Origin of the sequence: Salidesulfovibrio onnuriiensis (assembly GCF_008001235.1) — a bacterium.
GTDB classification, from domain to species: domain Bacteria; phylum Desulfobacterota; class Desulfovibrionia; order Desulfovibrionales; family Desulfovibrionaceae; genus Pseudodesulfovibrio; species Pseudodesulfovibrio onnuriiensis.
The window spans coordinates 2,887,451-2,907,500 of the sequence record NZ_CP040751.1 but is presented as its reverse complement, the minus strand read 5'-3'; the positions used below and the strand labels follow the sequence as shown (position 1 = coordinate 2,907,500).

Annotated in this window: 17 protein-coding genes, 1 tRNA gene and 2 rRNA genes (1 of these 20 only partly in view); 17 read left to right on the top strand and 3 right to left on the bottom strand. The window is 57.0% G+C overall.

Translation table 11 applies throughout. From position 1 onward, the window contains the following. The 3 genes from FGL65_RS13290 to FGL65_RS13280 all read left to right on the top strand — a co-directional run. Positions 1 to 2,241 (top strand): 23S ribosomal RNA (locus FGL65_RS13290) (it extends 698 nt beyond the left edge of the window). Positions 2,242 to 2,286: 45 nt separating this feature from the next. Next, positions 2,287 to 2,401 (top strand): 5S ribosomal RNA (rrf, locus tag FGL65_RS13285). A 149-nt stretch (positions 2,402 to 2,550) separates the two neighbouring features. Next, positions 2,551 to 3,210, top strand: a complete 660-nt coding sequence (locus FGL65_RS13280) for a TetR/AcrR family transcriptional regulator (protein WP_147821685.1) — start codon at positions 2,551 to 2,553, stop codon at positions 3,208 to 3,210. Here FGL65_RS13280 and FGL65_RS13275 read toward each other — a convergent pair. Beyond that, a complete protein-coding gene (locus FGL65_RS13275; RefSeq protein ID WP_147821682.1) occupies positions 3,207 to 3,437 on the bottom strand; it encodes an Ada metal-binding domain-containing protein in 231 nt (76 codons plus the stop codon). The two genes, FGL65_RS13280 and FGL65_RS13275, sit on opposite strands and share 4 nt — an antisense overlap. 181 nt (positions 3,438 to 3,618) lie before the next feature. Here FGL65_RS13275 and FGL65_RS13270 point away from each other — a divergent pair, with 181 nt between their 5' ends. Continuing rightward, positions 3,619 to 4,557, top strand: a complete 939-nt coding sequence (locus FGL65_RS13270; RefSeq protein ID WP_147821680.1) for a hypothetical protein — start codon at positions 3,619 to 3,621, stop codon at positions 4,555 to 4,557. 45 nt (positions 4,558 to 4,602) lie between these two features. Here the strand turns inward: FGL65_RS13270 and rocD are convergent, their stop codons facing one another. Then, complete coding sequence (gene rocD, locus FGL65_RS13265; protein WP_147821677.1) at positions 4,603 to 5,805, bottom strand: ornithine--oxo-acid transaminase; 1,203 nt, start codon at positions 5,803 to 5,805, stop codon at positions 4,603 to 4,605. 551 nt (positions 5,806 to 6,356) lie between these two features. On the opposite strand from rocD, the gene FGL65_RS13260 reads away from it, so the two are divergent. The 7 genes from FGL65_RS13260 (at position 6,357) to FGL65_RS13230 (ending at position 14,045) form a co-directional block, all read left to right on the top strand. Next, entirely contained in the window at positions 6,357 to 8,075 is a 1,719-nt protein-coding gene (locus FGL65_RS13260; RefSeq protein WP_147821675.1) for a sensor histidine kinase, read from the top strand. Continuing rightward, on the top strand, positions 8,068 to 8,499 hold the full coding sequence (locus FGL65_RS13255; RefSeq protein WP_147821673.1) for a response regulator: 432 nt from the start codon (positions 8,068 to 8,070) through the stop codon (positions 8,497 to 8,499). Before FGL65_RS13260 ends, FGL65_RS13255 begins: the two co-directional genes overlap by 8 nt. Positions 8,500 to 8,668: 169 nt before the next feature. Further along, positions 8,669 to 9,076 (top strand): response regulator, encoded by a 408-nt coding sequence (locus tag FGL65_RS13250; protein ID WP_147821670.1) that lies wholly within the window; start codon positions 8,669 to 8,671, stop codon positions 9,074 to 9,076. A 7-nt stretch (positions 9,077 to 9,083) separates the two neighbouring features. After that, positions 9,084 to 10,367: a sulfite exporter TauE/SafE family protein gene (locus FGL65_RS13245; protein WP_147821668.1), complete on the top strand. Its 1,284-nt coding sequence runs from the start codon at positions 9,084 to 9,086 to the stop codon at positions 10,365 to 10,367. A 1-nt stretch (position 10,368) separates the two neighbouring features. Next, entirely contained in the window at positions 10,369 to 11,055 is a 687-nt protein-coding gene (locus FGL65_RS13240) for a hypothetical protein (RefSeq protein WP_147821666.1), read from the top strand. Between the two features lie 165 nt (positions 11,056 to 11,220). After that, the gene (locus tag FGL65_RS13235) at positions 11,221 to 12,717 is read left to right on the top strand and encodes a PAS domain-containing sensor histidine kinase (RefSeq protein WP_147821663.1); all 1,497 of its coding nucleotides are present in this window, start codon (positions 11,221 to 11,223) and stop codon (positions 12,715 to 12,717) included. Further along, positions 12,714 to 14,045, top strand: coding sequence for a sigma-54-dependent transcriptional regulator (locus FGL65_RS13230; protein WP_147821661.1), 1,332 nt, complete (start codon positions 12,714 to 12,716; stop codon positions 14,043 to 14,045). Before FGL65_RS13235 ends, FGL65_RS13230 begins: the two co-directional genes overlap by 4 nt. Positions 14,046 to 14,119: 74 nt before the next feature. Here FGL65_RS13230 and FGL65_RS13225 read toward each other — a convergent pair whose 3' ends face one another. After that, a complete protein-coding gene (locus FGL65_RS13225; protein ID WP_147821659.1) occupies positions 14,120 to 14,518 on the bottom strand; it encodes a Ros/MucR family transcriptional regulator in 399 nt (132 codons plus the stop codon). A 307-nt stretch (positions 14,519 to 14,825) separates the two neighbouring features. Between FGL65_RS13225 and FGL65_RS13220 the strand changes: the two genes are divergently transcribed. The 6 genes from FGL65_RS13220 to tig all read left to right on the top strand — a co-directional run bounded on the left by FGL65_RS13220 (position 14,826) and on the right by tig (position 20,046). Further along, positions 14,826 to 15,245 (top strand): hypothetical protein, encoded by a 420-nt coding sequence (locus tag FGL65_RS13220; protein WP_147821657.1) that lies wholly within the window; start codon positions 14,826 to 14,828, stop codon positions 15,243 to 15,245. Between the two features lie 152 nt (positions 15,246 to 15,397). Next, the gene (locus FGL65_RS13215; RefSeq protein ID WP_147821655.1) at positions 15,398 to 16,312 is read left to right on the top strand and encodes a MerR family transcriptional regulator; all 915 of its coding nucleotides are present in this window, start codon (positions 15,398 to 15,400) and stop codon (positions 16,310 to 16,312) included. A gap of 125 nt (positions 16,313 to 16,437) precedes the next feature. Then, positions 16,438 to 16,866 carry a hypothetical protein gene (locus tag FGL65_RS13210; protein ID WP_147821653.1) on the top strand — a complete coding sequence of 143 codons (429 nt, stop codon included), beginning with the start codon at positions 16,438 to 16,440 and terminating at the stop codon, positions 16,864 to 16,866. Between the two features lie 124 nt (positions 16,867 to 16,990). Beyond that, positions 16,991 to 18,367: a bifunctional hydroxymethylpyrimidine kinase/phosphomethylpyrimidine kinase gene (gene thiD / locus FGL65_RS13205; protein WP_147821651.1), complete on the top strand. Its 1,377-nt coding sequence runs from the start codon at positions 16,991 to 16,993 to the stop codon at positions 18,365 to 18,367. A gap of 70 nt (positions 18,368 to 18,437) precedes the next feature. Beyond that, positions 18,438 to 18,522, top strand: a tRNA-Leu gene (locus FGL65_RS13200). A gap of 69 nt (positions 18,523 to 18,591) precedes the next feature. Then, entirely contained in the window at positions 18,592 to 20,046 is a 1,455-nt protein-coding gene (gene tig / locus FGL65_RS13195) for a trigger factor (protein ID WP_147821649.1), read from the top strand. Positions 20,047 to 20,050 lie beyond the last annotated feature (4 nt).

Below are 20,050 nucleotides of genomic sequence, written 5' to 3'. Positions count from 1 at the left end.
TAGTGCGGAGTAGACCCGAAGCCGGGTGATCTATCCATGAGCAGGCTGAAGCTTGAGTAAAATCAAGTGGAGGGCCGAACCAGTATCGGTTGAAAACGATTTGGATGACTTGTGGATAGGGGTGAAAGGCCAATCAAACCCGGTGATAGCTGGTTCTCCCCGAAATATATTGAGGTATAGCCTCGGGAATGAGTCTTACGGAGGTAGAGCACTGACAGGGCTAGGGGCCTCACCAGGTTACCAACCCCTATCAAACTCCGAATGCCGTAAGATGCTTCCCGGGAGTCAGGCTGCGGGTGCGAAGGCCCGTGGCCGAGAGGGAAACAGCCCAGATCGACAGCTAAGGTCTCTAAATCAATGCTAAGTGGGAAAGGTGGTGGAGTTGCTGATACATCCAGGAGGTTGGCTTAGAAGCAGCCATCCTTTAAAGAAAGCGTAATAGCTCACTGGCCTAGCGATTCTGCGCCGAAAATGTAACGGGGCTAAGCATTGTACCGAAGCTTCGGGTTCGCACTTATGTGCGAGCGGTAGGGGAGCGTTCTCAGATGGGATGAAGGTGTACCGTGAGGTATGCTGGACTAATGAGAAGTGAATATGCTGGCATGAGTAACGATAAAACGAGTGAGAAACTCGTTCGCCGTAAGACCAAGGTTTCCTGGGTAAAGTTAATCTTCCCAGGGTTAGTCGGCCCCTAAGGCGAGGCTGAAAAGCGTAGTCGATGGGAAACAGGTTAATATTCCTGTACTTGTACAAGTGTGCGATGGAGGGACGCAGGAGGATAGACGATCCGGGTGTTGGATATCCCGGTGCAAGCGAGTAGGCTTGAGGAGTAGGCAAATCCGCTCTTCTTTAAGGCCGAGACGCGATGCCGTGTCATAATCGACAGAAGTCGTTGATTCCATGCTGCCTAGAAAAGCTTCTAAGTTTAGCTTGTGCAAACCGTACCGCAAACCAACACAGGTGGTCGGGTCGAGCAGACCAAGGCGCTTGAGAGAACTCTGGTTAAGGAACTCGGCAAAATGACCCCGTAAGTTCGCGAGAAGGGGTGCTCCAAATGGTGATCAGATTCACTTTGTGAGCTGTTTGGAGCCGAAGAGAATCGGGGGGGGCGACTGTTTACTAAAAACATAGGTCTCTGCTAAGTCGTAAGACGATGTATAGGGACTGACGCCTGCCCGGTGCCGGAAGGTTAAGAGGAGGTGTTAGCTTCGGCGAAGCTCCGAATCGAAGCCCCGGTAAACGGCGGCCGTAACTATAACGGTCCTAAGGTAGCGAAATTCCTTGTCGGGTAAGTTCCGACCTGCACGAATGGCGTAACGATCTCCCCACTGTCTCAACCAGAGACTCAGTGAAATTGAAGTCCCGGTGAAAATGCCGGGTACCCGCAGAAGGACGGAAAGACCCTGTGCACCTTTACTACAGCTTGACATTGGTATTTGGGTTATCATGTGTAGGATAGGTGGGAGACTTTGAAGCGGCCACGCCAGTGGTCGTGGAGTCACCCTTGAAATACCACCCTTGATATCTTAGGTATCTAATCCGCAGCCGTTATCCGGCGCGGAGACAGTGTCTGGTGGGTAGTTTGACTGGGGCGGTCGCCTCCCAAAGAGTAACGGAGGCTTGCAAAGGTTCCCTCAGGCTGATTGGAAACCAGCCGTTGAGTGCAAAGGCATAAGGGAGCTTGACTGTGAGAGAGACATCTCGAGCAGGAACGAAAGTTGGTCTTAGTGATCCGGTGGTTCCGAATGGAAGGGCCATCGCTCATAGGATAAAAGGTACGCCGGGGATAACAGGCTGATAGCGTCCAAGAGTTCACATCGACGACGCTGTTTGGCACCTCGATGTCGGCTCATCACATCCTGGGGCTGGAGCAGGTCCCAAGGGTACGGCTGTTCGCCGTTTAAAGTGGTACGCGAGCTGGGTTTAAAACGTCGTGAGACAGTTTGGTCCCTATCCTCTGTGGGCGTAGGAGAATTGAAGAAGGGCTGCCCCTAGTACGAGAGGACCGGGGTGGACGAACCTCTGGTGTTTCTGTTGTCGCGCCAGCGGCACTGCAGAGTAGCTATGTTCGGCATGGATAACCGCTGAAGGCATCTAAGCGGGAAGCCATCTTCGAGATAAGTTCTCCCTGGACTACGGTCCCTGAAGATCCCTCGCAGACTACGAGGTTGATAGGCTGGACGTGTAAGCATAGCAATATGTTCAGCGAACCAGTACTAATAGATCGTGCGGCTTATTTAATACCACACGGAATTCTCTCTCTTCCCTATTGACTATATATTTTGCCTTGGTGGCCAAGGAGAGGTGGGTACACCCGATCCCATTCCGAACTCGGAAGTTAAGCACCTCATCGCCGATGATACTGCAATCTAAATTGTGGGAAAGTAGGTCGCTGCCAAGGCTTTTTTTTATCCAAAATTCCCCCGGCCTCATCGAAGGCCACGAAAAGCCCCCTCCAAGGGGCTTTTTGTTTTATATCCATTATTATTGGCAGGGATCGGTTTTCTCTTCGGCTGATTGTGCTTACCTTGTGTATACGAGGTATTGTGTATGCCTGACTTGAAGCTTGTGCCCAATGTCATTCCCATAGACGTAGGCTACCGCAGACGGGCGAGGATGCTGGATGCGGTGGGACGAGTGTTGGCAAAGAAGGGGTTTGAGGCCCTGGACGCGGACTGTGTCGCGCGTGAGGCCGGTGTTCTGCGCAAGGATATCTTCAAGAGTTTCGGTGGACTCAAACGCCTGGTTGCTGAATTTGGCAATTCCGATCGCTTTTGGCCGTCGGCTGAAGAGCTTATCGGGAACGACCTGGAAGAATTGCAGGATATGCCTGCACATGAAATCATGGCTGAATTTTTCAAACGATACCTGGCTGCGCTTCGCAATCGTCCGCAGACGCTCCGGATATTGGCCTGGGAAGAGGTGGAGCGTAATCAGTACTCGGAGGTGCTCGAAGGCGTTCGTGTTCGTACCGCCCTGCAGTTTTTTGAAAACATGCGCCAGGATCCACCCGAAGATATCGATTTGACCGCGCTGGTCCTGATCATGGCCGGGGCCGTCAATTACATCGCCGTGCGTTCCCGCGTGCATCATTCCCTGGGCGGGGTGGATCTGCAGTCGGAAAAGGGCTGGAAGAGGATAGAGGAAACCATCGAAAAGATCATGCAGGGTACGCTGGGTGAAACGAGGGCAGGCGATGAGGCGGGTTAGGGTCTGCATATCTTGCACGGCCTGAAGCCTGCGGCGATTGCGTCGCTGCGCGTTTCAAAAACAACAACGCAGTTTTTGCAATTGTAGTACCGGCAGGAGGACTGGTGGAAGATTCGCGATTTCCTGTTCCCGTGAAATGGTGCACTCGCCGTTACGGACAGTGCGCAGAATAAAATGAGAACGACTGTCAGAAGCAGGGTGGCCCTGAGCCTGGTCGGATATCTCATGATCCCTCCATATAATCTGTGATGCGGAGACGAGACCTGATTTCCTTTATGGAATCAGGTCTTTTTTTATCCCTTTGCGATAGTTATGGCAAACAAAGTGGCACTGACGCCGTGCGTCTTGTTCCCGCTATGCAGATGGCAGCCGCAATGACGCGGCCCCAAAGGCCAACAGGAGGCTGCCATGAAAAAGATCAGGGATTTGTCGAAAGCCGGGAAATTCGAGTTCGACGCCCGCGAGGGGAAAAAGATCCGGGAAAAGTTGCCGGACATGCACGAGGAGCTGAAAGAAAATTATCCCAATGTCGTCGGGGTCGGCGTTGGCCCCAGGTTTCGGGATGGGATGCCCCAGGAGGAAACGTGCCTGCATGTATTGGTGAAAAGCAAGATTGCTCCGGATGCACTCAAGGATGGCGAGTCCATCCCCAAGGTGTTCCATGGATTCAGTGTGGATGTGCTGGAAGTGGGGGAAGCACAGTTGCTTGCCCGGACGAGTAAACAACGTCCGCTGCTCGCCGGTTACAGCGGGGGCGGAGTATACAAGGACGCGCACTGCATGGGCACGCTGGGGTCGTTTGTCACAAAGGACGAGCGTCGTTTCGTATTGAGCAACAACCATGTGCTCGCCGCCAACGACCTGTTCCCCGTGGACCAGACCAAGGTGACCCAGCCCGCAGTGCAGGACGGGGGAACCGGGGATGAGATCGGAACCCTGAAGGAGTGCATCGCCTTGAGCACGACCAAGGACAACCTCGTGGATGCGGCCATTGCTGAGGTGGATGACGAGATTGAGATCGCGGAGCAGCGGTTCTATGAAAAGGCGATTGTCCCCGAAGCGGACATCAAGGTGTTTGATCCCATCTTCAAGGTCGGTCGTACAACGGACCGCACCGAAGGGTGGGTCGTCTCATTGCATCTGCGTGTGGACGTGGGGGGAAGGATGTTTGCTAACCAGGTCTTGGTTCATATCAAGGCGGGAGTGGGGGATTCGGGCTCCCTGGGCATACGGACGACGGACAAGCACCCCATGGGATTGTTGTTTGCGGGCGACATCAGGATTGATTCCATCTACTTCAATCCCATCGAAACGGTGTTGGATTTGTTCGGGGTGACCATGTATTGAAGCAATGAAAAAGGGCCTGACTGTGTGTCAGGCCCTTTTGTTTGCCTAATCCATTTTTAGGACGGCATCGATATGGGCAAGGGCCCAGTCGATGTCGTCTTTTTTTATGACCAGGGGCGGTGCAAAGCGGATGACGTGTTCGTGGGTTTCCTTGCAGAGCAGGCCACGGTTCATGAGCGCCTCGCAGAATCTGCGCGCGCCTCCGGCTTCCTTTTTGAGTTCCACGCCGATGAGCAGGCCTCGACCGCGTACTTCCTTGATGTGCGGGCTTTCGATCTTCTTGAGCTCGCCCATGAAGTACTCGCCCAGTTCGGCGGCCTTGTTGATGAGATCCTCTTCCTTGAGCACCTTGAGGGCCTCGCGGGCCACGGCGCAGGCCAGGGGGTTGCCGCCAAAGGTGGAACCGTGTTCGCCGGGCATGAACACGCCCAGCACTTCCGCGTTGGAGAGCACGGCCGAGATGGGGTAGAAACCGCCGGACAGGGCCTTGCCCACCAGGGTCACGTCCGCCTCGATGCCGTCGTATTCCTCGGCGAAGAGCCTGCCGGTACGTCCCAGGCCGGTCTGGATTTCGTCGAGCACCATGACTGCGTTGTTCTTGTCGCATAGTTCGCGAACCCGCTTCAGGTAGCCGTCCGGGGGAATGATCACGCCGCCTTCTCCCTGGATGGGCTCGATCATGACGGCCACGGTGTTGGGCGAGAAAGCCCTTTCCATGGCGTCGGCATCCCCGAAGGGCACGGCCTTGAAGCCCGGGGTGAAGGGGCCGAATCCCTCCTTGTAGGCCTCTTCCGTGGAAAATCCCACGATGGTGATGGTGCGGCCGTGGAAGTTGTTGTTGCAGACGATGATTTCCGCCTTTCCGTCAGGGATGTTCTTGGTGTTGTATCCCCACTTGCGCACGGCCTTGATGACCGTTTCCACGGCCTCTGCGCCGCTGTTCATGGGCAGAACCATGTGGGAGTTGGTCATGGCGCATATTTCTTCATAAAACGGCCCGAGCTGGTCGTTGCGGAAGGCTCGGGACGTCAGGGTCAGCTTTTCGGCCTGCTGGATCATGGCCTTCTTGATACGCGGGTGGCAGTGGCCCTGGTTCACGGCGGAATAGGCGGACAGGCAGTCCATGTATTTGTTGCCTTCCACGTCCCAGACCCAGATGCCGTCGCCCTTGTTGATGACGACGTCGAGGGGCTTGTAGTTCTTGGCGCCAAAACGATCTTCAAGTTCAATGTACTGTTTGGTGGTCATAGGGTCCTCTCTGTGGTTTCCTAGAATTCAGGTCTCAGCATACAATGATATAGCACTGTTTTGATCAATTATTCCAGCGGAAAAGCTTTTGGAAAAGCAGAGGCATTTCACGTTGCTAAGGCAGGGCCGATAGGGGGTATCGGAATTCGTGATTGATTATTTTTGCCCCGGTGCCCGGGTCTAGTGTGGCGATGTCGGGAATGAAGTGGGGCAATACGCACCACTTTGGTTTAGGGTGGCCGGTTATTTTGGGGCGCATGGCCCCTCACGAGGGGGATGCTCTGGAGGGGCGTTTTGTATCAGTGGTACAAAAAGTATCAAATTTACGCCCAAGGCATGTCGTATTTCGTTTTTTCTCGACCACCCATCCATTATCCGCCTTAGGACGTTTTTCATTAATATGTAATTTTATCAGTATATTATACGATCGCGTGTTTTTCTTTTCGTCGAGAACCCTGCGTAGTGCATGGCATACGCCTTGCTCAATGGAGGTTGTTCGATATGCGGGCGGGCTGTTTCGAGACCTGGCCCGCTCAGGAAGGAAGAGGAACATGCAGGATCGAAACAAGCTTTCCTACGACAAGCTCTCGCGCAATATTGCCCTGGCCGTGATCACGGTCTCTTTTGCGCCCCTCATTCTCGTGGGTGGTTTGATTTTCAATCAGTTCAGCTCCATCTACCGCGAAAAGGTCTATGCCCATCTGGTGGAGGTGGTGGACAAGCACAAGGAGACCATCGATACCTTCCTGAGGGAAAAGCTCTATGAGGTCCAGTATCTGAACAAGGCCTACAGTTACGGGCAGCTTACGGACCCGGAATTTCTGGACAAGACCCTGCGCGGCATGCAGCAGCAGTATGGCCGCATCTTCGTCGACCTGGGCGTGATCGACGAATTCGGCCGCCAGGTGGCCTACGCCGGGCCTTTCGATCTGCTGGGGGCCGATTATTCCCAGGCCGACTGGTATCTGGATTCCCGCGACAAGGTTTCGGCCATCAGCGACGTGTTTCTGGGGCTCCGTCGTTCTCCCCATTTTATCATCGCCATCAACAATTTTACAGACGGCAGGCCGTGGACGCTGCGCGCCACCATCGATTTCCTGTCCTTCAGCAACCTTGTGGAGAACATCCGCATCGGCGAGACGGGCTACGCCTACATACTGAATAGGGAGGGCGTGTTCCAGACCAAGACACCCGTGGGCCGCAGCGGCGAATTCGTGCTTACCCCGGTAAAGGCTATCCTGCCCCAGAGCTCCGGCGGAGGGGATGTCTCCGTGAACCGTTCCGAGGGCAGCGACGGGGAGATCTACATAAAGGTATCCTCTCCGCTCAAGGGCGGGGATTGGAAGCTGGTCTATCAGCAGAAGTGGAATGACGCCTTTTCGGCCATGATCCGGAGCGAACTCTTTACCCTGGCCATCTTTCTTCTCGGCGGGTTCGGGATCGTGGCCATGGCGGTGATCATTTCCAGAAAGCTCGTGGCCCGGTTCAGGCTTATCGACAACGAAACCGAGCTGATGAACCGACAGATGGTGGAGACGGGAAAGCTGGCCTCCATTGGCGAATTGGCTGCGGGCATTGCCCACGAGATCAACAATCCAGTGGCCATCATGATCGAGGAGGCCGGATGGGTGGGCGACCTGCTCGAGGACGAGCGCAAGGATTTTTCCTGTAGCGACGAGGTGCGGCGGGCGCTGAATCAGGTTCGGGTTCAGGGCGGCCGTTGCCGGGATATCACCCACAAGTTGCTCAGCTTTGCGCGCCAGACCGATCCGAGCGTCAGCAATGTTTCTCTTTCGTCCCTTATCGGGGAGGTGGTCAATCTTTCCATGCAGCAGGCCCGGTTCGCCAAGGTTTCCTTCGACCTGGACCTTCCCCCCGAGCTGCCGCCTGTCCGGGCGGCCCTGTCCGAGCTGCAGCAGGTGTTTCTCAACCTGATCAATAATTCCATTCAGGCCATGGAAGCCGAGGGTGGCGTCCTGACGTTGTCCTGCGGCGGGGACGGGCCATGGGCGGTCGTGGTGGTGCAGGATACCGGACCCGGGATCCCCGCCGCCAACCTGGGCCGCATTTTCGATCCGTTTTTTACGACCAAGCCCGTGGGAAAGGGTAGCGGTCTGGGCCTGTCCATCTGCTTTGGAATCATCCATCGCATGGGTGGAGAAATCGATGTGGAGAGTTCGGTGGGCAACGGGGCCCGGTTCACCATTCGGCTGCCGTTCGTTCAGCAGCCGCAGCACGTGGAACAGACCAAGGAGGTAGTGCATGACTGATGCGGTCATTTTGTTCGTGGACGATGAAATCGGGTTCGTGGAAGCCATGGCCAAGCGCCTTTCCCGGCGGGGCATGCGTGTGCACAAGGCCTTTGACGGCTATGCCGCCATGGACCTTCTTGCCAGGCAGGCCGACGTGGACGTGGTGGTGCTGGACATGAAGATGCCGGGCCGGGACGGCCTGAGCGTGCTCAAGGACATCCGGCGGGACCATCCCCTAGTGGAGGTGGTTATGCTCACGGGGCACGGCACCGTGGAGTCCGCCATCGAAGGGATGCAGGCCGGGGCATACGATTATCTTTTGAAGCCGTGTGATCTTGAGGAACTGACCGACAGGATCCGGGGGGCCGTTTCCCTCAAGCGTGAGCAGGAGGGAAAGGCAGTCGCGGAACGGGTCCACGGGATCGCATGCAGCAGGCCTTAGGGCTGGGCGGCAGAGGCTCGGGCGGCAAGTTCCCGCAGGGGCGACGCTCGAAGGTAGGATGGTTTGGAGGTGCTGAGGATTTTCAAGGTGTTGGCCCGATTGGCGACCCGTGGATTTCGGAAGGCCGGGAAATGAGGCCCTGCGGGTGAGCAGGGGGAGGACAGGAATCATGGATGCAATCAGGGTTCTGCTGGTTGACGACGAGGTTGATTTCACGGCTCCGCTCGCCAAGCGCCTGTCCCGGCGCGGCCTGGACGTGACCAGGGCTTCCTGCGCCGCGGAGGCGCTGGATGTTCTCGGAAGCGTGGACATGGATGTGGTCCTGCTGGACATCAAGATGCCGGCAAAGGACGGGGTCAACACACTTGGGGAAATCAGGCGGCTGTACCCGCACATAGGGGTCGTCATGCTGACGGCCCATGTGGATCCGAACATCGTTATCGCCTGTCTGGGCATGGGAGCGTTTCGCTACCTGGTGAAGCCCTCGGCGGTGGACGAGCTGGAAGAGGCCATACGGGCGGCGGCAAACAATGGAAACAAGGGCCACGGGAGAAGCCGGGCCGAAACTACGGAGTGAGGAAGACATGAGTTTTTTCAACAGATGGGGAAAGTTCATGATGGCGGGAGCCGGTGCGCTTGCCCAGTGGGAAATCGATAATGCCAGGAGCATTCTGGGCAGCCGAAAGCGGTTGATGCTGATCGGCCTCCTGCTTATTCCGGTTGTGTTGGGGGGGATCGCCTTTGCCGATGAAGTGGCCCCGGTGCTGCCGGACCTGCTGGGAGGCAAGAAGGCCTATAGCCCGGCTTTCTACAGTGTGGGGATTTTCCTGGTTTCCATCGCCATCGGCGTCGGAGCCGGGCTGATCACCGGGTGTATCGGCGCGGGCGGCGGATTCATCATCGCCCCGGCGCTCATGAGCGCCGGCATCAAGGGTATCCTGGCTGTGGGCACCGACCTGTTCCACATCTTCGCCAAGGCGATCATGGGCAGTGTCATCCACCGCAAGCTGGGCAACGTGTCCGTGTCCCTGGCCGTGGTTTTCCTGGTGGGGGCCATTCTCGGCGCCACCGCCGGCGGGGTCATCAACCGTGTTCTGTATGAGATCAACCCGGTGCTCAGCGACGCCTTCATCACCACGGTCTATTCGTTCATGCTCGGCTTCCTGGGCTTCTACGCCCTTTCCGACTTCCTGCGCTGCCGCAGGGCAGGCAATTCCGGCTGCGCCCACGGCGGCAAGAGCGAAGGGGCCGATCTGGGCGGTTTGGCGCGGTCGCTCCAGGCCGTCAGCATTCCTCCCATGATCAACTTCGACAAGGACCTGATCCCGGGCGGCCGGAACATCTCCTGGGTCTTTCTGGTGCTCTCCGGCGCACTGGTCGGCCTTGCCGCAGGCATCATGGGCGTCGGGGGCGGCTTCCTGACCTTCCCCATCTTCGTGTACGTCCTGGGTGTCTCCTCCATGACCACCGTGGGTACCGACATTTTCCAGATCGTGTTCACGGCCGGTTTTGCGTCCATCAGCCAGTACGCCATCTATGGGTTCATCTTCTATACCCTGGCCATGGGCATGCTGGTGGGATCCTTGCTGGGCATCCAGATCGGCGCGCTGGTGACCAAGGTTGTGCCGGGCACCACCATTCGCGGTTTCTACGCCATGGCCGTGCTGGCCGGGTTCATGAACCGTATCTTCGCCCTGCCGGGCAAGCTCGGGGAAATGGACATCCTGCCCATATCGCCCGCCATGGGGTCGGTGCTCAACAACATCGGCATCTGGGCCTTCTTCGTCGTCATCGGCGGATTCTCGGTCTGGGTCGTCGGCACCTTCCTGAAAAACATCTCCGCATTGAAGACAGAGGAGGCGCACTAAAATGATTGCCAACAAGAAGGAATTCGGCGGCGGCCTTGCGCTGCTCATCCTGTTCTTCGTGGTTCTGTTCGCCATGTTCCAGCCCTTGCTCGACGGCAAGAACTCCATGGCCTACCTGGACCACCTGTACAACACCATCTCCAAGGGCTCGGTCTACTACATCCCGGGCATCCGTTCCGATGTTCAGACCATGGGCGACAAGGAATACAGCCTGGCCCTGACCTACAATACCGAGATCGAGGCCACCCAGTCCGAGGCCTTGTTCAGGGAAGCCGGAGTCGCGGCGGAGCGACAGGGCCAGATCCTGCGGGTGAACGGTTCGCTTGGCGGCATGCTTGACGCGGCCCTGGCCGATGCGGATCTCATGTACCACAACAAGGGAGCCGCCATCACCGGGAAGTACGACGTGGAACCGCGCCGGGCGATGTTCAACTGGTGGACCAGCTTGAAGCTCATGGACAAGGCCCTGAAGAAGCAGGGCGAGTTCCAGGCCGCCAAGCTGACCTCCACGGTGCAGGCCAAGGGCGTGGAGATGTCCTACAACTATTACGAGATCGAGCCCGTGAATATTGCGGATGAGATCGGCATGGTCATCTTTTCCCTGATTTTCTATGTGGTCTATACGCTCTGGTACGGCTTTGCCATCATGTTCGTATTCGAAGGATGGGGGCTGCGATTGAGCCATTGATCCCCAGCACAAGGCCCCTCTATACGGGGGCGCGCTCCCCTGGTCAGACAGGCGGGCCGCGCCCCGCCCCGCCGGAGGGGAAGACGGCGTTGAACGCCGTTCCCCTCCGGAAACGGTTTACTCGCCGCAGGTTTCGCTCTATTGGTTGCAAATGAGGTCAGAACCATGAATCTTCAGGATTATTACGACACTGTCATGCGTCTGAGCCACGGCATCGTGGTCACCCTGGACCTGGACGGCAGCATCATCCACGGCAACACCCTGCTGGAAACCCTGACCGGCTATTCCCTGCGCGAACTGGCCGGGGAGGATTGGTTCGAGACCTTCATCGACGAGGAGCGCCGTGAGGATGCTCGGAGCCAGGTGCTTTCAATGGCCGGGGAACAGGGGGTGTCCTCCCTTTCCGGATCCATCCGGGCCCGGGGCGGAAACAAGGTCTACATCGACTGGAATCTCAAGGCGCTTACCGACACCAGCGACGAGGTGGTCAGCATACTCTGCGTGGGCAAGGACGTCACCGAGCATATGCTGCGGCAGAAGGGGCTTTTGCGTGAGCGTTTCACCCTGATGGAGCGCAACAAGGAACTCAAGTGCCTGTTCGACATCAGCATGCTCATCAGCGATTCCCGGCAGGAACTGGACGACATCCTGCGCCGTATCGTCAACCTGCTGCCTTCGGGATTTCAGCGGCCCGGCAGGACCCATGTCTCCCTTATCGTGGATAACGATGCATGGCAGACCCCGGATTACGAACCCTCGGAATTCTGTCTGGAAGAGCCGATCGTGATCGGGGACAAGCGGCGCGGCACTCTGAAGATCGCCGTGACCGGGCGAAAGAGGGGATTCCGCAAAAAGGTATTTCTGGAAGACGAGCACAATCTGCTGGCCACGGCGGCGCAGCAGGTGGCCGTCATCGTATCCAAGCGGGAGACCCGGCTCGCCAAGGAGAAGCTGGAACAGCAGCTTCGCCAGGCCGACCGGCTGGCAAAGATCGGCCAGTTCTCGGCGGGCGTGGCCCATGAGATCAACGAACCCCTGGCAAACATCCTGGGGTTTGCCCAGCTGGCCCTGCAGACCAAGGGCCTGCCCGAGCAGGTCACGGCCGATCTGGGAAACATAGTGGATTCGTCGCTGCACGCCCGGGAGGTGATCCGCAAGCTCATGTTTTTCAGCCGTCAGCTGCCGCCTCAGTTTGTGCCCACGGATCTCAACGAGATCATTGAGCAGGCCCTGCGCATCACCGAGGCCAACGCCAAGCGGTACGGAATTGAGGTGGTGCGGGACTTCGATCTGAGCCTGCCCGAGGTGAACGCCGACCCGCAGCATATCAAGCAGGTGGTGGTCAATCTGGTTGCCAACGCGATCCAGGCCATGGAGCAGGGCGGGACGCTGACGATCCGTACCGTCAACCACAAGGACGACGCCTATATCCTGGTGGAGGATACCGGGCCGGGAATACCTCCCGAGCAGCTCAAGCAGATTTTCACACCGTTTTTTTCCACCAAGGACGTGGACAAGGGAACGGGCTTGGGCCTGTCCGTGGTCCATGGTATCGTGGACGCCCATGGCGGGTTCATACAGGTGCACAGCGATCCGGGGCAGGGCACCCGCGTGGAGGTGGCCTTCCCCTGCCAAAAGAACAGCGAGAACATTGAAGAATGAGCGAGCACACCCGAATTCTTGTGGTAGACGACAGCAAGAGCACCCTGGAGGTGCTCAAGCGCAATCTTGAGGCCAACGGCTACGACGTCTTCACCTGCATGCAGGTGGCCGAGGCGCTGCCCCTGCTGGGGGAAATCGATTTCGATCTGGTCATAACCGACTACCGCATGCCCCAGGCCACGGGCTTGGATCTCATCAAACACGTGCGCGAGAATCACCGCGAAACGGAAATAATGATGATCACGGGATATCCGTCCATCTCCGGGGCGGTGACCGCCATCAAGGACGGGGCCGGGGAATACCTGCCCAAGCCCTTTACCACGGAGGAGCTTCTTTCGGCCGTGGAGCGCGGGCTGGAGCGCAGTGCGCAGCGAAAGGTCCTGGGCAGTCCGGATACGCCGGCGGGCAAGTTCGGCATCATCGGGTCGTCCCCGGAAATGGGGCAGGTCTACCGGCGTATCAGCAAGGCCGCTGCCTCGGACGCCAACGTGCTTATTTCCGGGGAATCCGGGACAGGCAAGGAACTGGTGGCCCGCGCCGTGCACTACAACAGCGACCGCCGCGCCGCGCCGTTCGTGCCGGTGAACTGCACGGCCATCCCGGACAGCCTGGTGGAAAGCGAGCTTTTCGGCCATGTGAAGGGCGCCTTTACCGGGGCCAAGGAGTCCCGCGCCGGCTTTTTCGAGATCGCCAATGGCGGTTCAATCTTTCTGGACGAGATCGGGGACGCCAGCCCCAACATGCAGGCCAAGCTGCTGCGGGTCATCCAGTCCAAGGAGTTCTGCAAGGTTGGGTCGAGCCAGGTGCATATGGTGGATACGCGCATCCTTGCGGCCACCCACAAGGACCTCAAGCAGATGGTGCGGGACGGGACCTTTCGTGAGGACCTCTATTACCGCATTCATGTCCTGGACATCCCGCTGCCGTCCCTTGCTGCGCGCGGGGACGATCTCCTGGAACTCATCAGCCATTTCCTGTTCAAGTTCTCCAAGGCCATGCAGCGGCCCGCGCCGGACATCAGCGACGATGCCGTCCAGGCCCTGCGGCGGTATTCCTGGCCCGGGAACATCCGCGAGCTGGAAAACCTGGTCCAGCGGTTGGTGGTCATCCTGGATCATGACCGGGTGGAAATAACGGATTTGCCGGAGGCCATGCGTTTCAGCCTGCCACGGGAAGGGGTTCTGGACCGCACCCTGGCCGAGGTGGAGCATGAACACATTCTGAATGTGCTGAGTATGGTGGGTAACAACAAAAGTCGGGCGGCGGATATCCTGGGCATCAACAGGAAGACGCTTCGCGAAAAGCTCAAGCGCATGGGCATACAGTGATTCTCGTTTATTGAAGATCAAAAAAAGGGCCTGTCGATTCTCGACAGGCCCTTTTGCAAGTCTGTTTATCTTATTTACTTTTTCTTTGTGGCCTTTCTCTTGGTCCACAGCTTCATTTCTTTCATCTTCTTGCGGCGTTCACGCTGCAGGGACTTACAGACCAGGGGGCAGTTCTTTTTGTAGCCGAACTTTTCGCGGTATTCCGCAGGGGTCAGGTCATGGCTTGCAAGGTGTTTCTTGGTCAGGATCTTGAAGGATTTTCCGCAGACGCAACAGATGATGGATTTTTCCCGGATGGATTTCTGGGGGTCGCAGGCGATGCTTTCTTCTGTTTCCACGGAACCGCCTTCGGCGATGGACTGAATGCCGGTGGCGAGTTTCTGGACCATGGAGGTGATTTCCTCTTCAGTCATGGTCCTGACGCTTGCCTGTGCCTTGACGATTTCCAGAGCTTGTTTCAAGTACTCTTCCATTACAGGACTCCTTATGAATAAAAGTATGAAATTTAATCCGCAGTTAAAAAGACAAATTCATATGATTCTATAGCAAAACGTCATGTCCTGGTCCAGTCAAAAAAAGAGTCACCCATGTGAAAGAGTGAAGTTATAACACGTGTTCAATAGTGTGGGGTGGAATGGAGATGAAATGTTGGGTGATGTTAGAGTATTCTGCCCGTTTTGTACTTGAATATGCACAAGTGCAGCGTGTCTTTATTCAGGCTTGATTCCTCGCTGGCCGTGAAGTAGTTTGCACCGTGTTCAATTTTTCAATGGAGCGAATATGAATACTGAAAAGAGTAATCTCCACGTACTCAACCCGGTGAAAGGGCAGGAGGAAAGCCCCACCGAAGCGTCCACCCGCAGGAATACGGGCCGGGACATGAGCAAGGTCGCGGTTATCGTCTCGTTGTTGTCCGTTGTACTGCTGGTGATTTTTTTCTTCGGCATCAACCGGAACTTGGCCGGGGTAACCGAGGAACTCAGTTCCCTGCGCGGGCTGCGGCAGGATGTGACGACATTGGACGCCAAGGTGGGCAAGCTTGAGGCGGTCCCCGGACACCTGAAGTACAGTTTGGTCTCTGAAATGGAGATGCAGTCCGTGCTGCTGGCCAGGATGATCGATGATCCCGGGCAGATGGAACGGCTGCAGGCCATCCGCGCCCAGTTGCTTCAGCTCAAGGAAGAATTGGTAAAGGAATAGGCTGGCGTCATGTTTTGGCTGCGAGGCGCGGGATTTTGTTCCCGCGCTTTTTTTGATCAATTTATTGATCAGGATTGATCAAATATGTGTTGACATCACTTTGTGTATGTGTATTTTGATCAGTAGATGAACAATTAAACGATGGCGTGGTTATGGAGAAGGCTCAATACATCAGCTTACGGGAAGTGGGACGGAGGTTGGACATCCCCCCATCTACCGTCGTGTATTATAAGGACAAGTTTTCAAGATACATCCCTTCTTCCGGTGGGGGAGGGCGTCGCAGGCGCTATCCCATCGAGGCGTTGGAAATTTTCAGGAGGATACGGGAAATGTTCGGGAATAACTGGTCAGTTGAACAGATTGAAAATGAATTAGCATTGAAATTTGGTATGTTATTAGAAAATGATCGCAATGATCAACAAATGAACAACATAACTTCATCTACTTCTTCGGCCAAGCTGGATGAGGTGCTTGCCCGGATTTCCGACGCCCTGGATGACCAGACCTTGTTCCGGAGTGAGGTTCGTTCCCTGCGAGACGAGGTCGCCGGTTTGCGTAGTGAACATGGGGTGCTGGAAAAACAATACGGAAAGCGCATTCAGGAGCTTGAATCCGGCATGCGCGAGCTTCGGGAGTCCAACCGCAGGCTGGAACGTCTGGTTACGGGCAGGGGGGCGCAGGACGGGCGTATCGATTTCCCGAGTGAAGAGTATCTGGGCCGTCCGCTGGTCATTCGTTCCAATGGCGAATTTCTCGGCGTGCAGGGCGGGGGGAAGAAGCATTTTTCGTTGCGCGATTTTGTGCGGCTCATCGAGCGGAGCGCCTCGCCGACCCGTGTTGTGGACGCCCGGTGGCAGAAAAAAGGCGTCAACTGGGTGTTTGTGGTCAAGACCACGGATACGGCCCGGGGGGCGAGCCAGGACGTGATTCTCGTCACCCGCAAGACCGTTACGCCCAGCGGTAATACCGTTACCGAGATCGCGCGTTTGAATATTGATGGCAATGACGCACCCGATACGCTTCTGCTCAGTCTTTTCAGGCAGGTACGCACCGTTTTCGGCGGGTAGTCTTTTTTTTGTGGTTTAAGTAAACTCTAGAAAAAATCTTGATCAATGATGTGTTTTGGACTATATGAGTCCTGTTATTAGTACCCGGTGGTCTACCCCATCCCATACGGAGGGAGGAACGGATTATGCCTCAGGTTGCTGCGCGGATTACTGACGACCACGAGAAGTGGCTGAAAGAATATTTCAAAACCAAGAGTGCTGGTGCGGAATTTATTCTGCCCTGGGCTGTTGATGTCTTTTTCAAGTCTATCCGCAGTGTTTCCTCCGATTTTTCCGTGGCCGAACTCAAGACCTTGCTGGAATCCCACAAGGAAGTGAAGCTTCTACCCAACCAGTCCAAGCAGGCCTACCTGCTGCTGCGGGTCGAAGAGGCCTGCGAGGAAAAGAGCGTGCATATCAAGCACGGGGCCAGCAAGAGCAATCTTGAGGTGAAGCTGCGCAGGCTGACCGACCTTCAGGCCACGGCCCTCATGATCTGGGCCACCGCCTATTGGACCAGCAAGTCGTGGAGCGGCGTTTCCATCGACGATTACGTGAAGCTGTCCTGCAGCTGATCCCCTTGCCGCCAGCGGCCAATTCCACTATCTTCTTTCATCGTCCTGATTGCGGATGACAGGCCTTTGGGTTTGTCCGTTTTCTGTTTTGCGAAATATCTGTATCTCCGAAAGGGAGCTGTCCATGGAAGCATTGCCCTGCGTCCTGACCATAGCGGGGTCCGACTCCGGCGGCGGCGCCGGCATTCAGGCCGACCTCAAGACCATCACCATGCTCGGGGCCTACGGGGCCAGTGTCATCACCGCCCTGACCGCCCAGAACACGCAGGGGGTCTCCGCCATCCACGCTCCGTCCCCCAAGTTCGTGTCCTTGCAGATGAAGGCGGTTGTGGACGATATAAAGGTTCATGCCGCCAAGACCGGCATGCTTTTTTCCGCTTCTATCATCAAGGCCGTGGCTCCATTTCTCGAGGACAAGGATTTCCCCCTGGTGGTGGACCCGGTCAGCGTTGCCACCAGCGGGGCTAAGCTGCTCAAGGACGATGCCGTGCAGGCCATGGTGGACCATGTTTTTCCCCATGCGGACCTGCTGACTCCGAACATTCCCGAGGCGGAGCTCTTTGCGGAAATGCGGATCGCCACCCAGGACGACGTAGCCGTCGCCGCGGAAAAGCTGCTCAAACTGGGGCCCAAGGCCGTGCTCATCAAGGGCGGGCACATGGAGTCGGTCACCTCCACGGACTGGCTTGCGCAGGAGGGCTACAAGCCCATTCCGCTCATCCAGCAGCGGGTGGATACGAAAAACAGCCATGGAACCGGCTGTACCCTGTCCGCCGCCATCGCAACCGGTCTGGCCCACGGGCTGGATGTCGTTCATGCCGTTCGGCAGGCACAGGGCTATCTGAATCTGGCGCTCAGGGCCGGGTTCGATCTCGGGGCCGGAAGCGGGCCGCCCAATCATCTGGCCCCCATGATTCAGGAAAAGGCCAAGAAGGGGGTACTGCAGCGCCTGGACAGGGCCGGACGCCGTCTTGCGGCCATGTCCGGTTTCAGCACCCTGGTTCCCGAGGTGCGCATGAACCTGGCCATTGCCGCGCCCTTTGCGAACAGCGAGCAGGACGTGGCCGCCTTTACCGGCGGGATTATCAGCACCCGTTCCGGCGACGTTTCCATTGCCGGATATCCGCAGTTCGGCGCGTCCGTGCAGGTGGGCAAGGGACTTGTGGCCGCACGAAGGGTCAATCCCCGGGTTTCCTGCATGATCAACCTGCGTCAGGGCGAAGGCATGCTGGAGGCCCTGGAGCGGGCCGGGGTGGTCGTTGCCTGGGGGGATGAGGGGAATCGTCCTCCGTATATTACCAATAAGGACGGCGTATGGGAGGAGTGGCTGGTCTATGAGGCCATGAAGAATCACCCCGCACCGGAAGCGGTTCGTGCGGTCTGCGACAAGGGCGGCCCCGGCAGGGAGCCTCTTGTCCGGCTGCTGGCCGAGGATTGTTCCGACCTCATGACCAGGCTTTGCGCCCTGATCGATTGTTCGGAAAACAGGACCGTTTGCTGACGCCATTCCGGTGGGGACGCCGGAAAAGGTTGACAGCTGTTGAAATGCTTGCTTAATAAGCACTTCTTTTGCGGGCGTGGCGGAATTGGTAAACGCGCCAGATTTAGGATCTGGTGCCTCTCGGCTTGGGGGTTCGAGTCCCTCCGCCCGCACCATAAATTTCAGTAGAGCCCAGAGCGTGGAAATTCAACGTCTGTTTGGCGTTTCAGGAGGATAGGTTAGCTATGGAATACAAAGTCGAAGATGTTTCCCCGGTAATGAAGAAGGTGGTTGTCACGGTTCCCGCCGAAGAGGCGACCGCAGCTGTTTCCGCCACTATCGCAATGTACAAGATGCGCACCAGCATCAAGGGATTCCGTCCTGGCAAGGCCCCGGCGAGCATGATCGAGGCCCAGTACCACTCCCAGATCTACAACGAGGCCACCACCGACCTCGTCAACCTCCAGATCAACCAGATCATGGGCGAGATGGGCGCAACCCCGCTTTCCCGCATCGACGTTGATGCCAAGGAAATCGTCAAGGGCGAAGATTTCAATTACTCCATTTCCTTTGAAGTGGCCCCGGAATTCAAGCTGCCCAAGTACAAGGGCCTGGCCGTGGAAAAGGAAAAGGCCGTGGTCAAGGACGAAGAACTGGCCGAAGTGGAACAGCGTATGCTCCAGAATGCCGCCGAGGTGAAGGTCATCGAAGATGTCCGCGAACCCAAGGACGGCGAGATTGCATCCGTGAGCTTCGCCACCTTCAAGGACGGCAACCCCGTCGAGGGCCTTAAGGCCGAGAACTTCGACCTGGTCCTGGGCGAAGGTCAGTCCCTCCCCGAATTCGAGGAAGTGGTCAAGACCCTCAAGACCGGCGAAGACGGTGAAAAGGACATCACTTTCCCCGAAGATTTCATCAATACCGAATTGGCCGGGCAGACCGTGACCATGAAGGTCAAGCTGCATGCCATCAAGGAACGCGTCATTCCCGAACTCACCGACGATGTGGCCAAGAAGGCCGGCGGCTTCGAGTCCGTGGAACAGATGCGCCAGGTCATTCGCGATTCCTACATGCACTCCCGCGAAGAACTGAACAAGTCCAATGCCCAGAAGGCCATGCTCAAGGACCTGCTGGACAGCGTGGACTTCCCGCTGCCCGAATCCATGGTTGCCGACCGCGCAGAGCGTCTGGTGCGTGACCTGGAATACAAGCTGGACCGTCAGGGCAAGAGCTTTGCCGCCACCGGCCGCACCGAGGAGCAGGTTCGCGAAGAGTTCCTGCCCGAGGCCAAGGAAACCGTGAAGAGCGAAATCCTGCTTCTGGCCATTGCCAAGGAAGAGGGTATTGAAGTCACTCCGCAGGAGATCGACGCCTTCCTGGGCCGCCTGGCCATGCAGTCCAAGATGCCTCTGCACGAACTCAAGAAGTACTATGAGGACAACGGTCTGATCATGCCGCTCAAGGACCGCATCATGTCCGACAAGGCCATGGAACTGGTCTGGGAAAACGCCGAGATCTCGGAAGTCGAAGCAGGGGAAGAGGGCGAAAAGAAGCCTGCCAAGAAAAAGGCTCCCGCCAAGAAGGCCCCGGCCAAGAAGGCTGCCGCCAAGACAGACGAGGAAAAGAAGCCTGCGGCCAAGAAGGCTCCCGCAAAAAAGGCTCCGGCCAAGAAGACTGCCAAAAAGGCTGAAGAGAAATAGATCC